This window comes from Bacillus sp. GW823-FHT06A10, from assembly GCF_058795375.1.
In genome coordinates, this window is sequence record NZ_JBXAHT010000011.1 from 1 (window position 1) to 14,777 (window position 14,777).

At 36.7% G+C, this 14,777-nt stretch carries 16 protein-coding genes, 1 tRNA gene, 1 other RNA gene and 1 other annotated feature; of the genes, 14 read left to right on the forward strand and 4 right to left on the reverse strand.

The window, feature by feature from the left end; translation table 11 throughout:
- Window positions 1–76: 76 nt before the first annotated feature.
- The gene (locus tag AC1Q8M_RS27585; protein WP_000554294.1) at window positions 77–1,078 is read right to left on the reverse strand and encodes a YaaC family protein; all 1,002 of its coding nucleotides are present in this window, start codon (window positions 1,076–1,078) and stop codon (window positions 77–79) included.
- A gap of 115 nt (window positions 1,079–1,193) precedes the next feature.
- Between AC1Q8M_RS27585 and guaB the strand changes: the two genes are divergently transcribed.
- The 7 genes from guaB (at window position 1,194) to AC1Q8M_RS27620 (ending at window position 8,144) form a co-directional block, all read left to right on the forward strand.
- Window positions 1,194–2,657, forward strand: a complete 1,464-nt coding sequence (guaB, locus tag AC1Q8M_RS27590) for an IMP dehydrogenase (protein WP_000264089.1) — start codon at window positions 1,194–1,196, stop codon at window positions 2,655–2,657.
- A 113-nt stretch (window positions 2,658–2,770) separates the two neighbouring features.
- A complete protein-coding gene (gene dacA, locus AC1Q8M_RS27595; RefSeq protein ID WP_125653127.1) occupies window positions 2,771–4,078 on the forward strand; it encodes a D-alanyl-D-alanine carboxypeptidase DacA in 1,308 nt (435 codons plus the stop codon).
- Window positions 4,079–4,239: 161 nt separating this feature from the next.
- Window positions 4,240–5,127 (forward strand): pyridoxal 5'-phosphate synthase lyase subunit PdxS, encoded by an 888-nt coding sequence (gene pdxS / locus AC1Q8M_RS27600; protein WP_000186154.1) that lies wholly within the window; start codon window positions 4,240–4,242, stop codon window positions 5,125–5,127.
- An 18-nt stretch (window positions 5,128–5,145) separates the two neighbouring features.
- Window positions 5,146–5,736 carry a pyridoxal 5'-phosphate synthase glutaminase subunit PdxT gene (pdxT, locus tag AC1Q8M_RS27605; RefSeq protein ID WP_065228310.1) on the forward strand — a complete coding sequence of 197 codons (591 nt, stop codon included), beginning with the start codon at window positions 5,146–5,148 and terminating at the stop codon, window positions 5,734–5,736.
- A gap of 54 nt (window positions 5,737–5,790) precedes the next feature.
- Window positions 5,791–6,012, forward strand: a binding site (T-box leader).
- A gap of 51 nt (window positions 6,013–6,063) precedes the next feature.
- Entirely contained in the window at window positions 6,064–7,338 is a 1,275-nt protein-coding gene (gene serS / locus AC1Q8M_RS27610) for a serine--tRNA ligase (protein ID WP_000884174.1), read from the forward strand.
- A gap of 154 nt (window positions 7,339–7,492) precedes the next feature.
- Window positions 7,493–7,585 (forward strand) — tRNA-Ser (locus AC1Q8M_RS27615).
- 166 nt (window positions 7,586–7,751) lie between these two features.
- Window positions 7,752–8,144 carry a sigma factor-like helix-turn-helix DNA-binding protein gene (locus AC1Q8M_RS27620; protein ID WP_000364192.1) on the forward strand — a complete coding sequence of 131 codons (393 nt, stop codon included), beginning with the start codon at window positions 7,752–7,754 and terminating at the stop codon, window positions 8,142–8,144.
- 35 nt (window positions 8,145–8,179) lie between these two features.
- Here the strand turns inward: AC1Q8M_RS27620 and AC1Q8M_RS27625 are convergent, their stop codons facing one another.
- From AC1Q8M_RS27625 to AC1Q8M_RS27635, 3 genes are all read right to left on the reverse strand, one after another.
- A complete protein-coding gene (locus AC1Q8M_RS27625) occupies window positions 8,180–8,848 on the reverse strand; it encodes a deoxynucleoside kinase (RefSeq protein WP_001053585.1) in 669 nt (222 codons plus the stop codon).
- A gap of 2 nt (window positions 8,849–8,850) precedes the next feature.
- Window positions 8,851–9,486, reverse strand: coding sequence for a deoxynucleoside kinase (locus AC1Q8M_RS27630; protein ID WP_000148218.1), 636 nt, complete (start codon window positions 9,484–9,486; stop codon window positions 8,851–8,853).
- Window positions 9,487–9,611: 125 nt separating this feature from the next.
- Window positions 9,612–10,151 carry a cysteine hydrolase family protein gene (locus AC1Q8M_RS27635; protein WP_016513286.1) on the reverse strand — a complete coding sequence of 180 codons (540 nt, stop codon included), beginning with the start codon at window positions 10,149–10,151 and terminating at the stop codon, window positions 9,612–9,614.
- A gap of 109 nt (window positions 10,152–10,260) precedes the next feature.
- Here AC1Q8M_RS27635 and tadA point away from each other — a divergent pair, with 109 nt between their 5' ends.
- From tadA to AC1Q8M_RS27670, 7 genes are all read left to right on the forward strand, one after another.
- A complete protein-coding gene (gene tadA / locus AC1Q8M_RS27640) occupies window positions 10,261–10,761 on the forward strand; it encodes a tRNA adenosine(34) deaminase TadA (RefSeq protein WP_000434330.1) in 501 nt (166 codons plus the stop codon).
- 79 nt (window positions 10,762–10,840) lie between these two features.
- Window positions 10,841–11,105: signal recognition particle sRNA large type (ffs, locus tag AC1Q8M_RS27645), an RNA gene on the forward strand.
- A 132-nt stretch (window positions 11,106–11,237) separates the two neighbouring features.
- The gene (gene dnaX / locus AC1Q8M_RS27650; protein ID WP_000121561.1) at window positions 11,238–12,926 is read left to right on the forward strand and encodes a DNA polymerase III subunit gamma/tau; all 1,689 of its coding nucleotides are present in this window, start codon (window positions 11,238–11,240) and stop codon (window positions 12,924–12,926) included.
- Between the two features lie 25 nt (window positions 12,927–12,951).
- Window positions 12,952–13,278: a YbaB/EbfC family nucleoid-associated protein gene (locus tag AC1Q8M_RS27655; RefSeq protein ID WP_014894853.1), complete on the forward strand. Its 327-nt coding sequence runs from the start codon at window positions 12,952–12,954 to the stop codon at window positions 13,276–13,278.
- A gap of 14 nt (window positions 13,279–13,292) precedes the next feature.
- Complete coding sequence (gene recR, locus AC1Q8M_RS27660) at window positions 13,293–13,889, forward strand: recombination protein RecR (RefSeq protein WP_000559169.1); 597 nt, start codon at window positions 13,293–13,295, stop codon at window positions 13,887–13,889.
- 14 nt (window positions 13,890–13,903) lie between these two features.
- Window positions 13,904–14,125 (forward strand): YaaL family protein, encoded by a 222-nt coding sequence (locus AC1Q8M_RS27665; RefSeq protein WP_000466019.1) that lies wholly within the window; start codon window positions 13,904–13,906, stop codon window positions 14,123–14,125.
- A 161-nt stretch (window positions 14,126–14,286) separates the two neighbouring features.
- Entirely contained in the window at window positions 14,287–14,556 is a 270-nt protein-coding gene (locus AC1Q8M_RS27670) for a pro-sigmaK processing inhibitor BofA family protein (protein ID WP_001089273.1), read from the forward strand.
- Window positions 14,557–14,777 lie beyond the last annotated feature (221 nt).

Consider the following 14,777-nt stretch of genomic DNA (forward strand, 5'->3'; position numbering starts at 1 on the left):
AGTTGGGACCTTGTCCCTGTGAGAGTAGGACGTCGCCAAGCAACTAAAAACACAAGTCTTTTGACTTGTGTTTTTTTTATTTCCCATGAAATAGGTTAGGTTCTGTTAGTAAAAATGATGAAATATAGTAAGGGATTTTTTGAGCAGAAATATTAAGAAATTGATAAATAAATGGATAATCTTCAGAGCCATAGCTTCCAAGTAAGTCATACCACCAATCTGTTTCATACCTAGAAATCATGCTTAAATTATAGAGCAATAAATAATGAACGAGGAGTTCGGGTAATACTGGTTTAGGATTTCTAGGATCAGTTGTAAGTGGTAAATAATAAGTATTAGTAAGATATTCATAGTATAAAGGAGTACTGTACATAGGATTCCATGATTGAATTGGCGCCGTAAAAAGTAAATTCGATTCATTAGTTTTCTCAGGTACATGTTGCATTGATAAATGCTTACAAGATGTTTCAATGTAGCGAGAAAATCTCTCTTTAGTCATATGTAATCGATCTAGTAGGTTGACTGAAAAGGAGAGCTCATTTTTAATTGTTGAATCGATTTTATATAAAGTTGATCCTTTTTGACTATAGCGGAGCAGATTTTGTAATTCTGGAATATTTCCCATTAGTTCTAACATGTTAAATTTTTCTGCTTCTAAGTGTTTCATGTGAAACAGTTGTTCTGCAACATGAGTAAACAATCCGTTTTTTTGTACCTTCACCTCATCTTCTAAAAATTGATACCCTTGTTTTTTTCGTTTGCGAGTTGTAACGCCATGAGCTAAAACAGTAGTGGATTCAGGATAGTTAGGATCAATGGTTAGTAGACATGCTTTAAAAAGTTGGCTAATTCCATAAAATAACAACATTGGTTGAATGGAAAATGGAGCTGTCTTATATAATTCATAATAATTTTTCCCGTGTTCTAAGTAATAAATAAAGGGATAACAATTTTCAAAACTTTTTTTTTCGGCATCCTGAATAGAGGATTTTTCATAACAACGGGCAAGATAACGTTGTACGTTTTGAGATGAAAAAAAGAAACTTAACTGCTGCCAAGTGCAAGATGTTTGATGCATATATTACGCTCCTTTTATTGTCTAAAAATTCTAACATATATATACGTCCTTGACAGTATTTTAACCAATTGATAAGCTACTAATAATAATTTCTGGTATCATAGGGGGAACAATTATGTGGGAATCTAAATTTGTTAAAGAAGGTTTGACTTTTGATGATGTATTACTTGTACCAGCTAGGTCAGATATATTACCAAGAGAAGTAAGTGTTAAAACAGTTTTATCTGAAAGCTTACAGCTAAACATCCCGTTAATTAGTGCAGGAATGGATACAGTAACAGAAGCTGACATGGCTATTGCAATGGCTCGCCAAGGTGGTTTAGGAATTATTCATAAGAATATGTCTATTGAGCAACAAGCAGAGCAAGTTGATAAAGTAAAGCGCTCTGAAAGCGGCGTTATTTCAGATCCTTTCTTCTTAACTCCAGAACATCAAGTATATGATGCAGAACATCTTATGGGAAAATATCGTATCTCAGGTGTACCGGTTGTAAATAATTTAGATGAGCGAAAATTAGTTGGTATTATTACAAACCGTGATATGCGCTTCATCCAAGACTACTCAATCAAAATTTCTGACGTAATGACAAAAGAACAATTAATTACAGCTCCAGTTGGTACTACACTGGAAGAAGCTGAAAAGATCCTACAAAAGTATAAAATTGAAAAACTCCCTCTTGTTGATAATAACGGTGTATTACAAGGGCTGATTACAATAAAAGATATTGAAAAAGTAATTGAATTCCCAAACTCTGCTAAAGATAAGCAAGGACGCTTATTAGTTGGAGCGGCAGTTGGTGTAACAGCTGATGCTATGCTTCGTATCGATGCATTAGTAAAAGCTAGTGTAGATGCAATTGTACTTGATACAGCTCATGGGCATTCTAAAGGCGTTATTGATAAGGTAAAAGAAGTTCGTGCTAAATATCCATCATTAAATATTATCGCTGGAAATGTTGCTACAGCTGAAGCAACGAAAGCATTAATTGAAGCTGGTGCAAACGTAGTTAAAGTTGGTATTGGACCAGGTTCTATTTGTACAACACGTGTTGTAGCTGGTGTTGGTGTACCACAATTAACAGCAGTTTATGATTGTGCAACCGAAGCTCGTAAACACGGTATTCCAGTTATTGCTGATGGGGGTGTTAAGTACTCTGGTGATATGGTTAAAGCTTTAGCAGCAGGAGCACATGTTGTTATGCTAGGTAGTATGTTTGCTGGTGTTGCCGAAAGTCCTGGAGAAACTGAAATTTACCAAGGTCGTCAATTTAAAGTGTATCGTGGTATGGGTTCTGTCGGTGCGATGGAAAAAGGAAGTAAAGATCGTTACTTCCAAGAAGGAAATAAAAAACTTGTTCCAGAAGGTATTGAAGGACGAGTACCATATAAAGGACCTTTAGCAGATACAGTTCACCAATTAGTTGGTGGCTTACGTGCAGGTATGGGATATTGCGGAGCACAGGATTTAGAATTCTTACGCGAAAATGCACAATTCATTCGTATGTCAGGTGCAGGCTTACGTGAAAGTCATCCTCATCACGTACAAATTACAAAAGAGGCTCCAAACTACTCATTATAATGTCTTATATACAAATAGACAGAGATTTGATATCTCTGTCTATTTTTTTTTGATTATGTTAGAATAACGGTTATGTGAGTACATAGATATTGGGGGTAGCAAAAGTGAAAGGTATGTTTTGCAAAAGATTCATTGCTTTGGTAACAGTGCTTACACTAGCTTGTAGCATTTTTATGCCATATAGCAATGCATCAGCTGAAACAGGAGCCGCTTTAAACATTGAAGCAGGCGCGGCAATTTTAGTAGAAGCGAATTCTGGGAAAATTTTATATCAAAAGAATGCAGATGAATTATTATCCATTGCTAGTATGACAAAGATGATGAGTGAATATTTAGTTCACGAAGCAGTGGATAAAGGAAAACTTAAGTGGGATCAGAAAATTAAGGTTTCTGAATATGCATATAAGGTTTCACAAGATGCTTCATTATCAAATGTTGCATTAGAAAATGGTGGCTCTTATACAGTAAAAGAGTTATATGAGGCAATGGCAATCTTTTCTGCAAATGGTGCAACAATTGCATTAGCAGAAGCAATTGCAGGTAAAGAAGTAGATTTCGTAAAAATGATGAATGATAAATCGAAAGAACTAGGGTTGAAAAATTATAAATTTGTCAATTCTACAGGTTTAACGAATAAAGATTTAAAGGGAATGCACCCTGAAGGAACAACAGCAGATGAAGAAAATAAAATGTCTGCAAAGGATGTTGCAACTTTAGCACAACATTTAATTAAAGATTATCCAAAAGTGTTAGATACAGCAAAAATTCCTAAAAAAGAATTCCGTCCAGAAAAAGAGAAGTTTGCAATGTCAAACTGGAACTGGATGTTAAAGGGCTTAGTTAAAGAATATGATGGCGTAGATGGTCTGAAAACAGGCTCAACTCCAGAAGCAGGAGATTGCTTCACTGGTACGGTTGAAAGAAACGGTATGCGTTTTATTTCTGTAGTTATTAAAACAAGTTCTCATACAGCACGTTTTGATGAAACAAAGAAGCTATATGATTATGGATTTGCTAACTTTGAAGTGAAACAAATGTATAAAAAAGGTTCTTCAGTAAAAGGACAAGAAACAGTAAGAGTAGAAAATGCGAAAGATAAAGATGTAGCAGTTCAAACGAAACAAGCTATTTCACTTCCAGTGCCAAAAGGAAGTAAAGATGTTTATAAAACAGAATTAAAAGAATCAAGTAAGGGACAAGAAGCACCTATTAAAAAGGGAGCTGCGCTTGGTCAAATGGTAATTACGCCAAAAGATACAAACGACCCTGGATTTTTAACTGGTAAGTCGTTGCAAGTGGATCTTGTAACAACATCTGAAGTAGAAGAAGCAAACTGGTTTACTCGTGCTATGCGCGGAATTGGTTCATTCTTTAGTGGTATGTGGAATAGTGCTGTTGATACAGTAAAAGGTTGGTTTTAGAAGCTCCTCATGGTAGGGGCTTTTTTTTTATTCCTATTTTTCATACCGACTTTATGAAAAAGTAGTAGACAAGCATCTGATAGTTAGTGGTAGAATGTAAGAGTATTCTTAATTTTCGCCTTTAACGGGGGAAAGCAATTCACCTAGGGGGGTTTTTGTACATGACAAATGTAACAGGGACAGAGCGTGTAAAACGTGGAATGGCAGAAATGCAAAAAGGCGGCGTTATTATGGACGTAATTAACGCTGAACAAGCAAAAATTGCAGAAGAGGCAGGCGCAGTTGCCGTTATGGCATTAGAGCGTGTACCAGCAGACATTCGTGCAGCAGGTGGCGTTTCTCGTATGGCAGACCCAACAATCGTTGAAGAAGTTATGGGTGCAGTGTCAATTCCGGTTATGGCAAAATGCCGTATCGGTCACCTTGTAGAAGCACGTGTATTAGAATCATTAGGGGTAGACTATATCGATGAGAGTGAAGTATTAACTCCTGCTGATGAAGTATACCATTTAAATAAACGTGATTACACAGTTCCATTTGTATGTGGTTGCCGTGATATCGGAGAAGCTGCACGTCGTATTGCAGAAGGTGCATCTATGCTTCGTACAAAAGGTGAACCAGGAACAGGAAACATTGTAGAGGCAGTGCGTCATATGCGCCAAGTCAATGCAGAAATCCGTCAAGTTGCGAGTCTACGTGAAGATGAGTTAATGACATATGCAAAAAATACTGGTGCTCCTTACGAAGTATTACTTGAAATTAAACGTCTTGGTCGCTTACCAGTTGTAAACTTTGCGGCAGGTGGTATAGCAACGCCAGCAGATGCTGCATTAATGATGCAACTTGGTGCTGATGGGGTATTTGTTGGATCTGGTATCTTCAAATCAGAAAACCCAGAGAGATTTGCACGTGCAATTGTTGAAGCAACGACTCATTATGAAGATTACGAACTAATTGCAAGTCTTTCTAAAGGATTAGGTAATGCAATGAAGGGTATCGAAATTTCAACGTTATTACCAGAACAACGCATGCAAGAGCGTGGATGGTAATTAAAGGAGAACTTTAAAATGGTGAAAATCGGTGTACTAGGTCTTCAAGGTGCAGTTCGTGAACATGTAAAATCAGTTGAAGCAAGTGGTGCAGAAGCTGTTGTTGTAAAGCGTATAGAGCAACTTGAAGAGATTGATGGTCTTATTTTACCAGGCGGTGAAAGTACAACAATGCGCCGTCTTATTGATAAGTATGCTTTCATGGAACCACTTCGCACATTTGCAAAGTCTGGTAAACCAATGTTTGGTACATGTGCAGGGATGATTCTTCTTGCGAAAACACTTATTGGCTATGAAGAAGCACATATTGGTGCTATGGATATTACAGTTGAGCGCAATGCGTTCGGACGCCAAAAGGATAGTTTTGAAGCTGCGCTTTCAATTGAAGGTGTGGGTGAAGGCTTCGTTGGTGTATTTATCCGTGCGCCGTATGTTGTAGAAGTAGCTGATAATGTTGAAGTGCTTTCTAAGCATGGTGACCGAATGGTAGCGGTAAGACAAGATCAGTTTTTAGCTGCTTCATTCCATCCGGAATTAACAGATGATCATCGTGTAACAGCATACTTTGTTGAAATGGTAAAAGAAGCGAAAATGAAAAAAGTTGTATAAGTAACTTGCAACTTGTATAAGATTATAGTAAATTGATGGTAACAATTTTATAAAATAAGCGTGTTGATAGGAAATAGTAACAAATGTTGTTTCTTATAGAGAGTCGATGGTTGGTGGAAATCGATAGAAACAGTTTGTGAATCCATCCTGGAATGGAATGTGGAACATCTTTTGGATTAGTAAGCATTCCCGGTGAAGAGCCGTTATTTCTACTTGAGAGGAAAGTGGTAATGCTTTCAACTAGGGTGGCAACGCGGGTTAACTCCCGTCCCTTTATATAGGGACGGGAGTTTTTTGTGTTTTATAAAATAAAAGGAGGAGTATATAATGCTTGATATTAAATTTTTACGTACAAACTTTGAAGAAGTAAAAGCGAAATTACAGCATAGAGGTGAAGATTTAACTGATTTCGGACGTTTTGAAGAACTTGATACGAGAAGAAGAGAACTACTTGTTCAGACAGAAGAATTAAAAAGTAAACGTAATGAAGTGTCTCAACAAATCTCTGTATTAAAGCGCGAAAAGAAAGATGCAGAAGCTCTAATTTTAGAAATGCGTGAGGTTGGAGAAAAAGTAAAGGATTTTGATAACGAACTTCGCACAGTTGAAGAAGACTTAGAAAGATTAATGTTATCTATTCCAAATATCCCTCATGAGTCTGCTCCAGTCGGTGAAACAGAGGATGATAATGTAGTAGCGCGTACTTGGGGAGAAGTAAAAGAATTTACTTTTGAACCAAAACCACATTGGGATCTTGCTACTGATTTAGGAATTTTAGATTTTGAACGCGCTGGGAAAGTAACAGGAAGCCGCTTCGTATTTTACAAAGGTGCTGGTGCAAGATTAGAGCGTGCTTTAATTAGCTTTATGCTTGATCTTCATACTGATGAGCATGGATATGAAGAAGTATTACCTCCATATATGGTAAACCGTGCAAGTATGACAGGAACAGGACAACTTCCAAAGTTTGAAGAAGATGCATTCCGTATTGAAAGTGAAGATTATTTCTTAATTCCAACAGCTGAAGTACCTGTAACGAATATGCATCGTGATGAGATTTTAAATAAAGAGCAATTGCCTATAAGATATGCTGCATTTAGCTCTTGCTTCCGCTCTGAAGCAGGTTCAGCTGGTCGCGATACACGCGGTTTAATTCGCCAGCATCAGTTCAATAAAGTAGAGCTTGTGAAGTTCGTAAAACCAGAAGATTCTTATGAAGAGTTAGAAAAATTAACAAATGATGCAGAACGCGTGTTACAATTATTAGAGTTGCCATATCGCGTTATGAGCATGTGCACAGGCGATTTAGGATTTACAGCAGCGAAGAAATACGATATTGAAGTATGGATTCCAAGCTATGGCACATATCGTGAAATTTCTTCTTGTAGTAATTTTGAAGCTTTCCAAGCGAGACGTGCAAATATCCGTTTCCGCCGTGAGCCAAATGGAAAACCAGAACATGTCCATACATTAAATGGATCTGGTCTTGCAATTGGACGTACGGTTGCAGCTATTTTAGAGAACTACCAACAAGAAGATGGTACAATTATAATTCCAGAAGTTCTTCGCCCTTATATGGGAGGAAAAACAGTTATTAAGTAAATTTAAACATTCATCGGTATGAGTGATTGGTAATTATGAGCGTTGTCAGTACTGTAATGTAGGAAGGGGAAAGTAAAATTTTCCTTTCCTCATAATTTATTTTAGTAGGGTTGACTAACTGTTTTTCTTTTGATATTATATTTGATGTCAATATGGAGGTATACCCAAGTCTGGCTGAAGGGATCGGTCTTGAAAACCGACAGGCGGCGAGAGTCGCGCGGGGGTTCGAATCCCTCTACCTCCTCCAGATATAATTGACAACAGCGCATATAAGTGGAGATTGGAGAACTCGTTACCAACACGTAACGAGTTTTTATTTTAAAACCAATCATAAAGTATGGTGTAAGGTAATTTTGTCCTTATTACACACTCATATTCCGATGATTATCTTCATAGATATGAAAGGAGTCAACATGGATCTTATTATACAAACGTTTCCTTTAGATGGAAAAACTTTATATTATGTACAATGTCCTGTCTGTAAGAACAATAGAATTTTAAACAGTGGTGCAAACGTATCACGCATTATTAGTGATGATACATTCCGTAAACTTTGTGGTTGTACTTGTGATGTAAAACCAGCTACGAATAAAGTAGAGGTGCCAAAACAAGTTAAAAAAGCAGCTGTAAAGAAAGAAGCGGCTCCAAAACGTACAGGTAAAGTATTAACGGCAGTAATTAATGGGAAAGAAATGACTGTTAAAGAGATTGCTGAAGCATACGATATTAGTACAAGTACTGTTCGTCAGCGTATTAACGCAGGAAAACCTGAGAGTGAAATTATTGCTCCAACAAAGAAGAAGTAATTTAATAGGAAAACCCGTGCATATGCACGGGTTTTTTATTTTACAAGTTTACGTGTTTGTTTTAAAAAATGGCCAATTTTTTTAATGATTGGTTCGATTGAATCCCCATCTTTTAAAATATCGTACTCATTAATATTTAAGCGTAATACAGGGCATGAATTAAAGTTGTTAATCCAGTTTTCATAACGTCCATGCATTTCTTTCCAGTACTCAATTGGCGTTTGCTGTTCCATTGGGCGTCCGCGTTCTTGAATACGATCGACAATATCATCGAAAGAACCTTCTAAGTAAATTAATAAGTCTGGATGAGGGAAGTAAGGAGTCATGACCATAGCGTCAAATAATCCTTTGTATGTTTCATAATCAGTTTCCGTCATCGTACCTTTTTCATGATGCATCTTTGCGAAAATTCCAGTGTCTTCGTAAATAGAACGATCTTGAACAAAACCGCCACCGTATTCAAAAATTCTTTTTTGTTCCTTAAATCGTTCTGCTAAAAAGTACACTTGTAGGTGGAAGCTCCAGCGAGTGAAGTCCGCATAGAACTTGTCCAAGTATGGATTGGAATCTACTTTTTCAAATGATGTGCGATAACCTAAAGCATTAGCTAATGCAGTTGTCATAGTTGATTTACCCACACCTACCGTTCCGGCGATAGTGATTACTGCGTCATTGGGTATATCATATTTTTGCCTTAAATTCATTATTATTTCGACTCCTTTAAGAGAGTATTTTGAAGGGCAGATAGGATGACGTTTAAATCATCAGGATTTTTTACAAAATCCATATCGTCTCCATTAAATTTCAATACTGGTATTTCCGGATGATCTTTTTTAAAAGCATCCATTGCTGTTTCATAATCTTTTGTGAGCTGTAGTAAGTAATTTGGATCCATGTTTTTTTCAAATTCTCTTCCGCGCATGGCGATTCGTTTTTGCAATGTTTCTAGGCTAGCTGTTAAATAAACAATGACGTTTGGCACAGGCATATCTTGTGTAAGGATACGATAAATTTGCATGTACTTGTCATATTGAGAGTCTTTTAATGTGCGGGATGCAAAAATTAAATTTTTAAAGATATGGTAATCCGCTACTACTGGTTTCCTTTGATTCAAATACTTTATGTTAATATCTTCTAATTGTTTGTATCTATTACAAAGAAAGAACATCTCTGTTTGAAAACTCCATTCGTCGATGTCTTCATAGAACTTTCCTAAAAAGGGATTTTCATCAACAATCTCTTTTAGTAAGTGGAGTTGCATGTGAGTTGAAATTTCCTTCGCAAGTGAAGTTTTTCCAACACCAATTGGTCCTTCAACCGTGATAAATGGTACTCCGGTCACGCTGTTTCCTCCTTTCAATCAGTGATTTACCGTGACTACTAAAAACACAAAACAGAATTATTGTAGCACAAGAGGGAAGCGAGCGGGTTAATTTGATATAAAAAGTTAGAAAATAGATATATGTATTAATTAAATTTTATTTTGGATGACGATGTTATATTTGCTTTCAATGTAGCTTCCATTATTTTTAAAGCATGTATATTATCTTGGTCGTTGTTAGAGGCGATACAATCCTGTGGTACATACAATGTATAATTTCTCATATGGGCATCATTAGCTGTAAATAGGATACATATATTTCCGGCAACTCCTGTTAATATTAGATTTTCTATTTTTAAATAACCTAGTAATGAATTTAAAGGTGTTTCATAAAAAGCGGAATAATGTGGTTTAATAAAAATGTAATCATCAGAATTTGGAGCAATTTTATGGATTATATTTTCGCTATATTTATTTGTGCAATGAGTAATAAGTTGGTCGATATCAGATCTCCAAAGTTGATAATGGTCATTAACGTAAATTATAGGATAGCCGAAGGATTTCATTTTTTTCTTTAATTGTAAAATAGGGTTTGTGATAGTCTCACATTTTTGAGCTAGAATGGGTCCGTGGGAAAATTGAAAGTCATTAATCATATCGATAATGAGCAAGGCGGTATTTTTCATATGTAATCCCCTCTCTTTTTTCTTTTAGGGTGGATTGAATATATAAAAGTTATCCCCTGTGTAGTAAATGGAAATAAGTGTACTTTATTTGTAATGAAAGGACTATGTTATGGAACAAGATCAAGATATTTATTTTATGCAATTAGCGATAGAAGAAGCCAAAAAGGCAGAGGAAATACAGGAAGTGCCAATTGGAGCAGTTATAGTGTTAGATGGTGAGGTAATTAGTGTTGCCCATAATTTAAGGGAAACTGAGCAAAGATCAATAGCTCATGCTGAGTTGCTAGCGATAGATGAGGCGTGTAAAAAATTAGGGACATGGCGTTTAGAAGATGCAACATTGTATGTAACATTAGAACCTTGTCCAATGTGTGCGGGTGGAATTGTTTTATCACGAGTGAAGCGAGTTGTATATGGTGCAAGTGATCCGAAGGGCGGGTGTGCAGGGACATTAATGAATCTTTTAACAGATGAACGCTTCAATCATCAATGTGAAGTAGTATCTGGTGTATTAGAGGAAGAATGCGGTACGTTGTTAACAAACTTTTTTAGAGAGCTTCGTAAAAAAAGAAAAGCGATAAAAAAATTAGAGAAAAATACTGGGAACTAACGTATTTGCATTTTATAAAGAAACAAGTTATACTGATAATGCCTTTAATGAAGGCAACCGAATATTGGTTTTAACTTTGCCGTGCTAAGCGGGGAGGTAGCGGTGCCCTATACTCGCAATCCGCTCTAGCGAGGCCGAATCCCCTCTCGAGGTTATGTTGCTGTAAGGTCTGCCTTAAGTAAGTGGTGTTGACGTTTGGGTCCTGCGCAACGGGACCCCGTGAACCTTGTCAGGTCCGGAAGGAAGCAGCAATAAGCGGGTCTTCTCGTGTGCCGCAGGAGTGCCTGAACCGAGCTAACTGCTTGAGTAACGCTTATGGTACGTAATCGACGGAGGGTGCACGGCAGTTATATATGTATACAAAACTCACCTTAATACAAAGGTGAGTTTTTTGTATAGAAAATAACTTTTGGAATCTATAAACAGAATGGGTTATAATAAATGAGATAATAACCTTTGAGGGAGGCCGTATTTTCGTGTCATACCAAGCGTTATACCGAACATGGAGACCGCAAAAGTTCGAAGATGTAGTCGGTCAAAAGCACGTGACAAAAACGTTGCAAAATGCCCTTCTTCAAGAGAAAGTTTCACATGCTTATTTATTTTCTGGTCCTAGGGGAACAGGAAAAACGACAATTGCAAAAGTATTTGCAAAAGCAATTAACTGTGAACATGCTCCGGTAGCTGAACCTTGTAATGAATGTCCTTCTTGTTTAGGAATTACACAAGGATCCATTTCAGATGTATTAGAAATTGATGCGGCTTCAAATAACGGTGTAGATGAAATTCGAGATATTAGAGATAAAGTAAAATATGCTCCAAGTGCTGTAGAATATAAAGTATACATTATTGATGAAGTTCACATGCTTTCTATGGGTGCATTCAATGCGCTTTTAAAAACCTTAGAAGAGCCGCCAGGACATGTTATCTTTATTTTGGCGACAACAGAACCTCATAAGATCCCGCCTACAATTATTTCGCGTTGTCAGCGTTTTGAATTCCGAAAAATATCAGTGAATGATATTGTTGAGAGATTATCAACGGTTGTGACAAACGAAGGTACGCAAGTGGAAGATGAAGCATTACAAATTGTTGCCCGTGCTGCTGAAGGTGGTATGCGTGACGCGCTTAGTCTTATTGATCAGGCTATATCTTATAGTGATGAGATTGTTACGACAGAAGATGTATTGGCCGTAACAGGATCTGTTTCTCAGCAATACTTAGGCAATTTAGTAGAATGCATACGTGAAAATGATGTATCAAGAGCATTACAGATCATAGATGAAATGATGAGTAAAGGGAAGGATCCAGTTCGTTTTATGGAGGATTTCATTTACTATTATCGTGATATGCTTTTATATCAAACTTCACCGCAACTAGAACATATGTTGGAACGAGTAATTGTAGATGATCAATTCCGTAAGTTGAGTGAAGAGATGCAACCGGAAGTGATCTATGAGATTATTCATACCCTTAGTAAGGGACAACAGGAAATGAAGTGGACAAATCATCCGCGTATTTTCTTAGAAGTTGTTATGGTGCAATTGTGTCAACAGTTTATGATGCAAGCAAACGGTACTGATCGTTTGCAAGCAATTATGAACAGGATGCAGCAATTGGAGAAAGAGTTAGAGCAAGTCAAAAAGAACGGTGTGCCAGCTGGTGTACAACAGGAAGTAAGAGAGACACGTGCAACACCAAAACCCGTACGAACAGGAAGTATGAAGATTCCTGTCGGGCGTGTAAATGAAGTATTAAAACAAGCGAAGCGTCAAGATTTAGAACAATTAAAAGCTGTATGGGGTGAGTTGTTAGGAAGACTCAAATCATATAACAAAGTAGCGTTTGCTGTTCTACTAGAAAATAGCGAACCAGTGGCAGCTTCAGATGACACTTACGTTTTAGCATTTCAATATGAGATTCACTGTAAGATGGCGAGCGAAAATCGAGAAGCTATGGATACAGTAGAACAAGCTTTATTTGAATTGCTAAGTAAAAGGTTAAATATGATTGCCATTCCAAAAAGTGAATGGGGTAAAATCCGTGAAGACTTTTTACAACGTGAAGGTGGAGAGTCTGAAGAAAGCCCGGAGAAAAAGGAAGACCCTCTTATAGAAGAGGCAGTGAAATTAGTGGGACAAGAACTCATTGAAATAAAAGAGTAATAATAATTAGGAGGAATTAATTATGATGCGTGGCGGAATGGGAAATATGAATAACATGATGAAACAAATGCAAAAGATGCAAAAAGACATGGCGAAAGCACAAGAAGAGCTTGGTGAAAAAACAGTTGAAGGTACAGCTGGCGGCGGAATGATTACAGTTATTGCAAATGGTCACAAGCAAATTCTTGAAGTGAAGATTAAAGAAGAGGTTGTAGATCCAGAGGATATCGAAATGTTACAAGACTTAGTGTTAGCTGCAACAAATGATGCACTTAAAAAGGCTGATGAGCTATCAAACTCTACGATGGGTAAATTTACAAAAGGCTTAAACTTACCAGGTGGAATGTTCTAGGAGGATATTGATAAATGCATTATCCAGAACCAATATCAAAACTAATCGATAGTTTTATGAAGTTGCCAGGTATCGGACCGAAAACAGCGGTTCGATTGGCATTTTTCGTATTAGATATGAAAGAAGATGATGTGTTAGGTTTTGCGAAAGCACTTGTAAATGCGAAGCGAGATTTAGCGTATTGTTCTGTATGTGGACATATTACTGATCGTGATCCTTGTTATATTTGTAATGATTCGCATCGAGATCAATCAGTTGTTTGTGTCGTGCAAGAACCGAAAGATGTAATCGCGATGGAAAAAATGAAAGAGTATCAAGGTGTATATCATGTGTTACGTGGTGCGATTTCTCCTATGGAGGGAATTGGACCGGAAGACATTAATATCCCGCAACTCTTAAAGCGACTACATGATGAAACGGTACAAGAAGTAATATTAGCAACAAACCCTAATATTGAAGGGGAAGCTACAGCGATGTATATCTCCCGCCTCTTAAAACCTACAGGCATTAAAGTAACTCGTATTGCACATGGTCTGCCAGTTGGTGGAGATTTAGAATATGCAGATGAAGTGACACTATCGAAAGCATTAGAAGGTCGCAGAGAAGTATAAGAGGAGAAACAAAAATGTTCTTTCAAAAAAAGGGTAAATTGCGTAAAGAGTATGATGATAAGTTAATTGTACTTTTGGAAAAAGTGAAGAATGAGTGGTTACGTCAGAAGAGAATGGTCGAACAAAGTGTAGAACCATCTCAAGATGTCATTTGTTCTTTGAAAATAGCAGAGGCGAAATATTTCTTCTTGTTGAAAGAAGCAAAGCGTCGTCCTGTAAAAATGGAACAATGGTAAAGGGTTCTGCTTTCTGAGCAGGCCTTTTTATTTTATTTGTTAAATGCTGAGGTGTTGTTTTATTAGGTTTATATGAAAGAGATGCCGTTTATGATAACTGTTCTTTTTTATTGTCTTGTCCCATACAAATAGATGTATAGGTCATTCATAAGGAGGAAAAAATGAATTCTACAATTATTATTGTTGGCATTCTTACTTTAGTGTTTATTTTTCTTGTTTTTGGTGTTGCCTCTAAGCCATTACGTTTTATAGGAAAGGTGATTTTTCATGTTACTCTAGGCATAGCATTGCTTTTTATCGTAAATGTTGTAGGGACATATTTTGATTTTCATATCCCAATTAACATGGGTACAGCGGCAATAACGAGTTTATTAGGCCTACCAGGTGTGGCGGCATTAGTGATTATTAAGCTTTATATCATGCCAAGATAAAATTATTTTGGCATTTTTTTAAAAAGTGTTGACTATTAAATGATTAATATGGTAAATTAATAAGCGTCGTCAGGAACGAAAGAAAAAAGTTGTTGACAGATTTAATGAGAAATGTTAAATTATAAAAGTCGCTGAAACGCGATGTTGAACTTTGAAAACTAAACGAAACAAACAACGTGAAACGTCAATTTTTATTTTTAGATGCTAGACAAACTAACTTT

Excerpts from the sequence above, each read along its gene's own strand:
- AC1Q8M_RS27585 (WP_000554294.1), bottom strand. The coding sequence starts at position 1,078 with ATGCATCAAACATCTTGCACTTGGCAGCAGTTAAGTTTCTTTTTTTCA.
- guaB (WP_000264089.1), top strand. The coding sequence starts at position 1,194 with ATGTGGGAATCTAAATTTGTTAAAGAAGGTTTGACTTTTGATGATGTA.
- dacA (WP_125653127.1), top strand. The coding sequence starts at position 2,771 with ATGTTTTGCAAAAGATTCATTGCTTTGGTAACAGTGCTTACACTAGCT.
- pdxS (WP_000186154.1), top strand. The coding sequence starts at position 4,240 with ATGACAAATGTAACAGGGACAGAGCGTGTAAAACGTGGAATGGCAGAA.
- pdxT (WP_065228310.1), top strand. The coding sequence starts at position 5,146 with ATGGTGAAAATCGGTGTACTAGGTCTTCAAGGTGCAGTTCGTGAACAT.
- serS (WP_000884174.1), top strand. The coding sequence starts at position 6,064 with ATGCTTGATATTAAATTTTTACGTACAAACTTTGAAGAAGTAAAAGCG.
- AC1Q8M_RS27620 (WP_000364192.1), top strand. The coding sequence starts at position 7,752 with ATGGATCTTATTATACAAACGTTTCCTTTAGATGGAAAAACTTTATAT.
- AC1Q8M_RS27625 (WP_001053585.1), bottom strand. The coding sequence starts at position 8,848 with ATGAATTTAAGGCAAAAATATGATATACCCAATGACGCAGTAATCACT.
- AC1Q8M_RS27635 (WP_016513286.1), bottom strand. The coding sequence starts at position 10,151 with ATGAAAAATACCGCCTTGCTCATTATCGATATGATTAATGACTTTCAA.
- tadA (WP_000434330.1), top strand. The coding sequence starts at position 10,261 with ATGGAACAAGATCAAGATATTTATTTTATGCAATTAGCGATAGAAGAA.
- AC1Q8M_RS27655 (WP_014894853.1), top strand. The coding sequence starts at position 12,952 with ATGCGTGGCGGAATGGGAAATATGAATAACATGATGAAACAAATGCAA.
- recR (WP_000559169.1), top strand. The coding sequence starts at position 13,293 with ATGCATTATCCAGAACCAATATCAAAACTAATCGATAGTTTTATGAAG.
- AC1Q8M_RS27665 (WP_000466019.1), top strand. The coding sequence starts at position 13,904 with ATGTTCTTTCAAAAAAAGGGTAAATTGCGTAAAGAGTATGATGATAAG.
- AC1Q8M_RS27670 (WP_001089273.1), top strand. The coding sequence starts at position 14,287 with ATGAATTCTACAATTATTATTGTTGGCATTCTTACTTTAGTGTTTATT.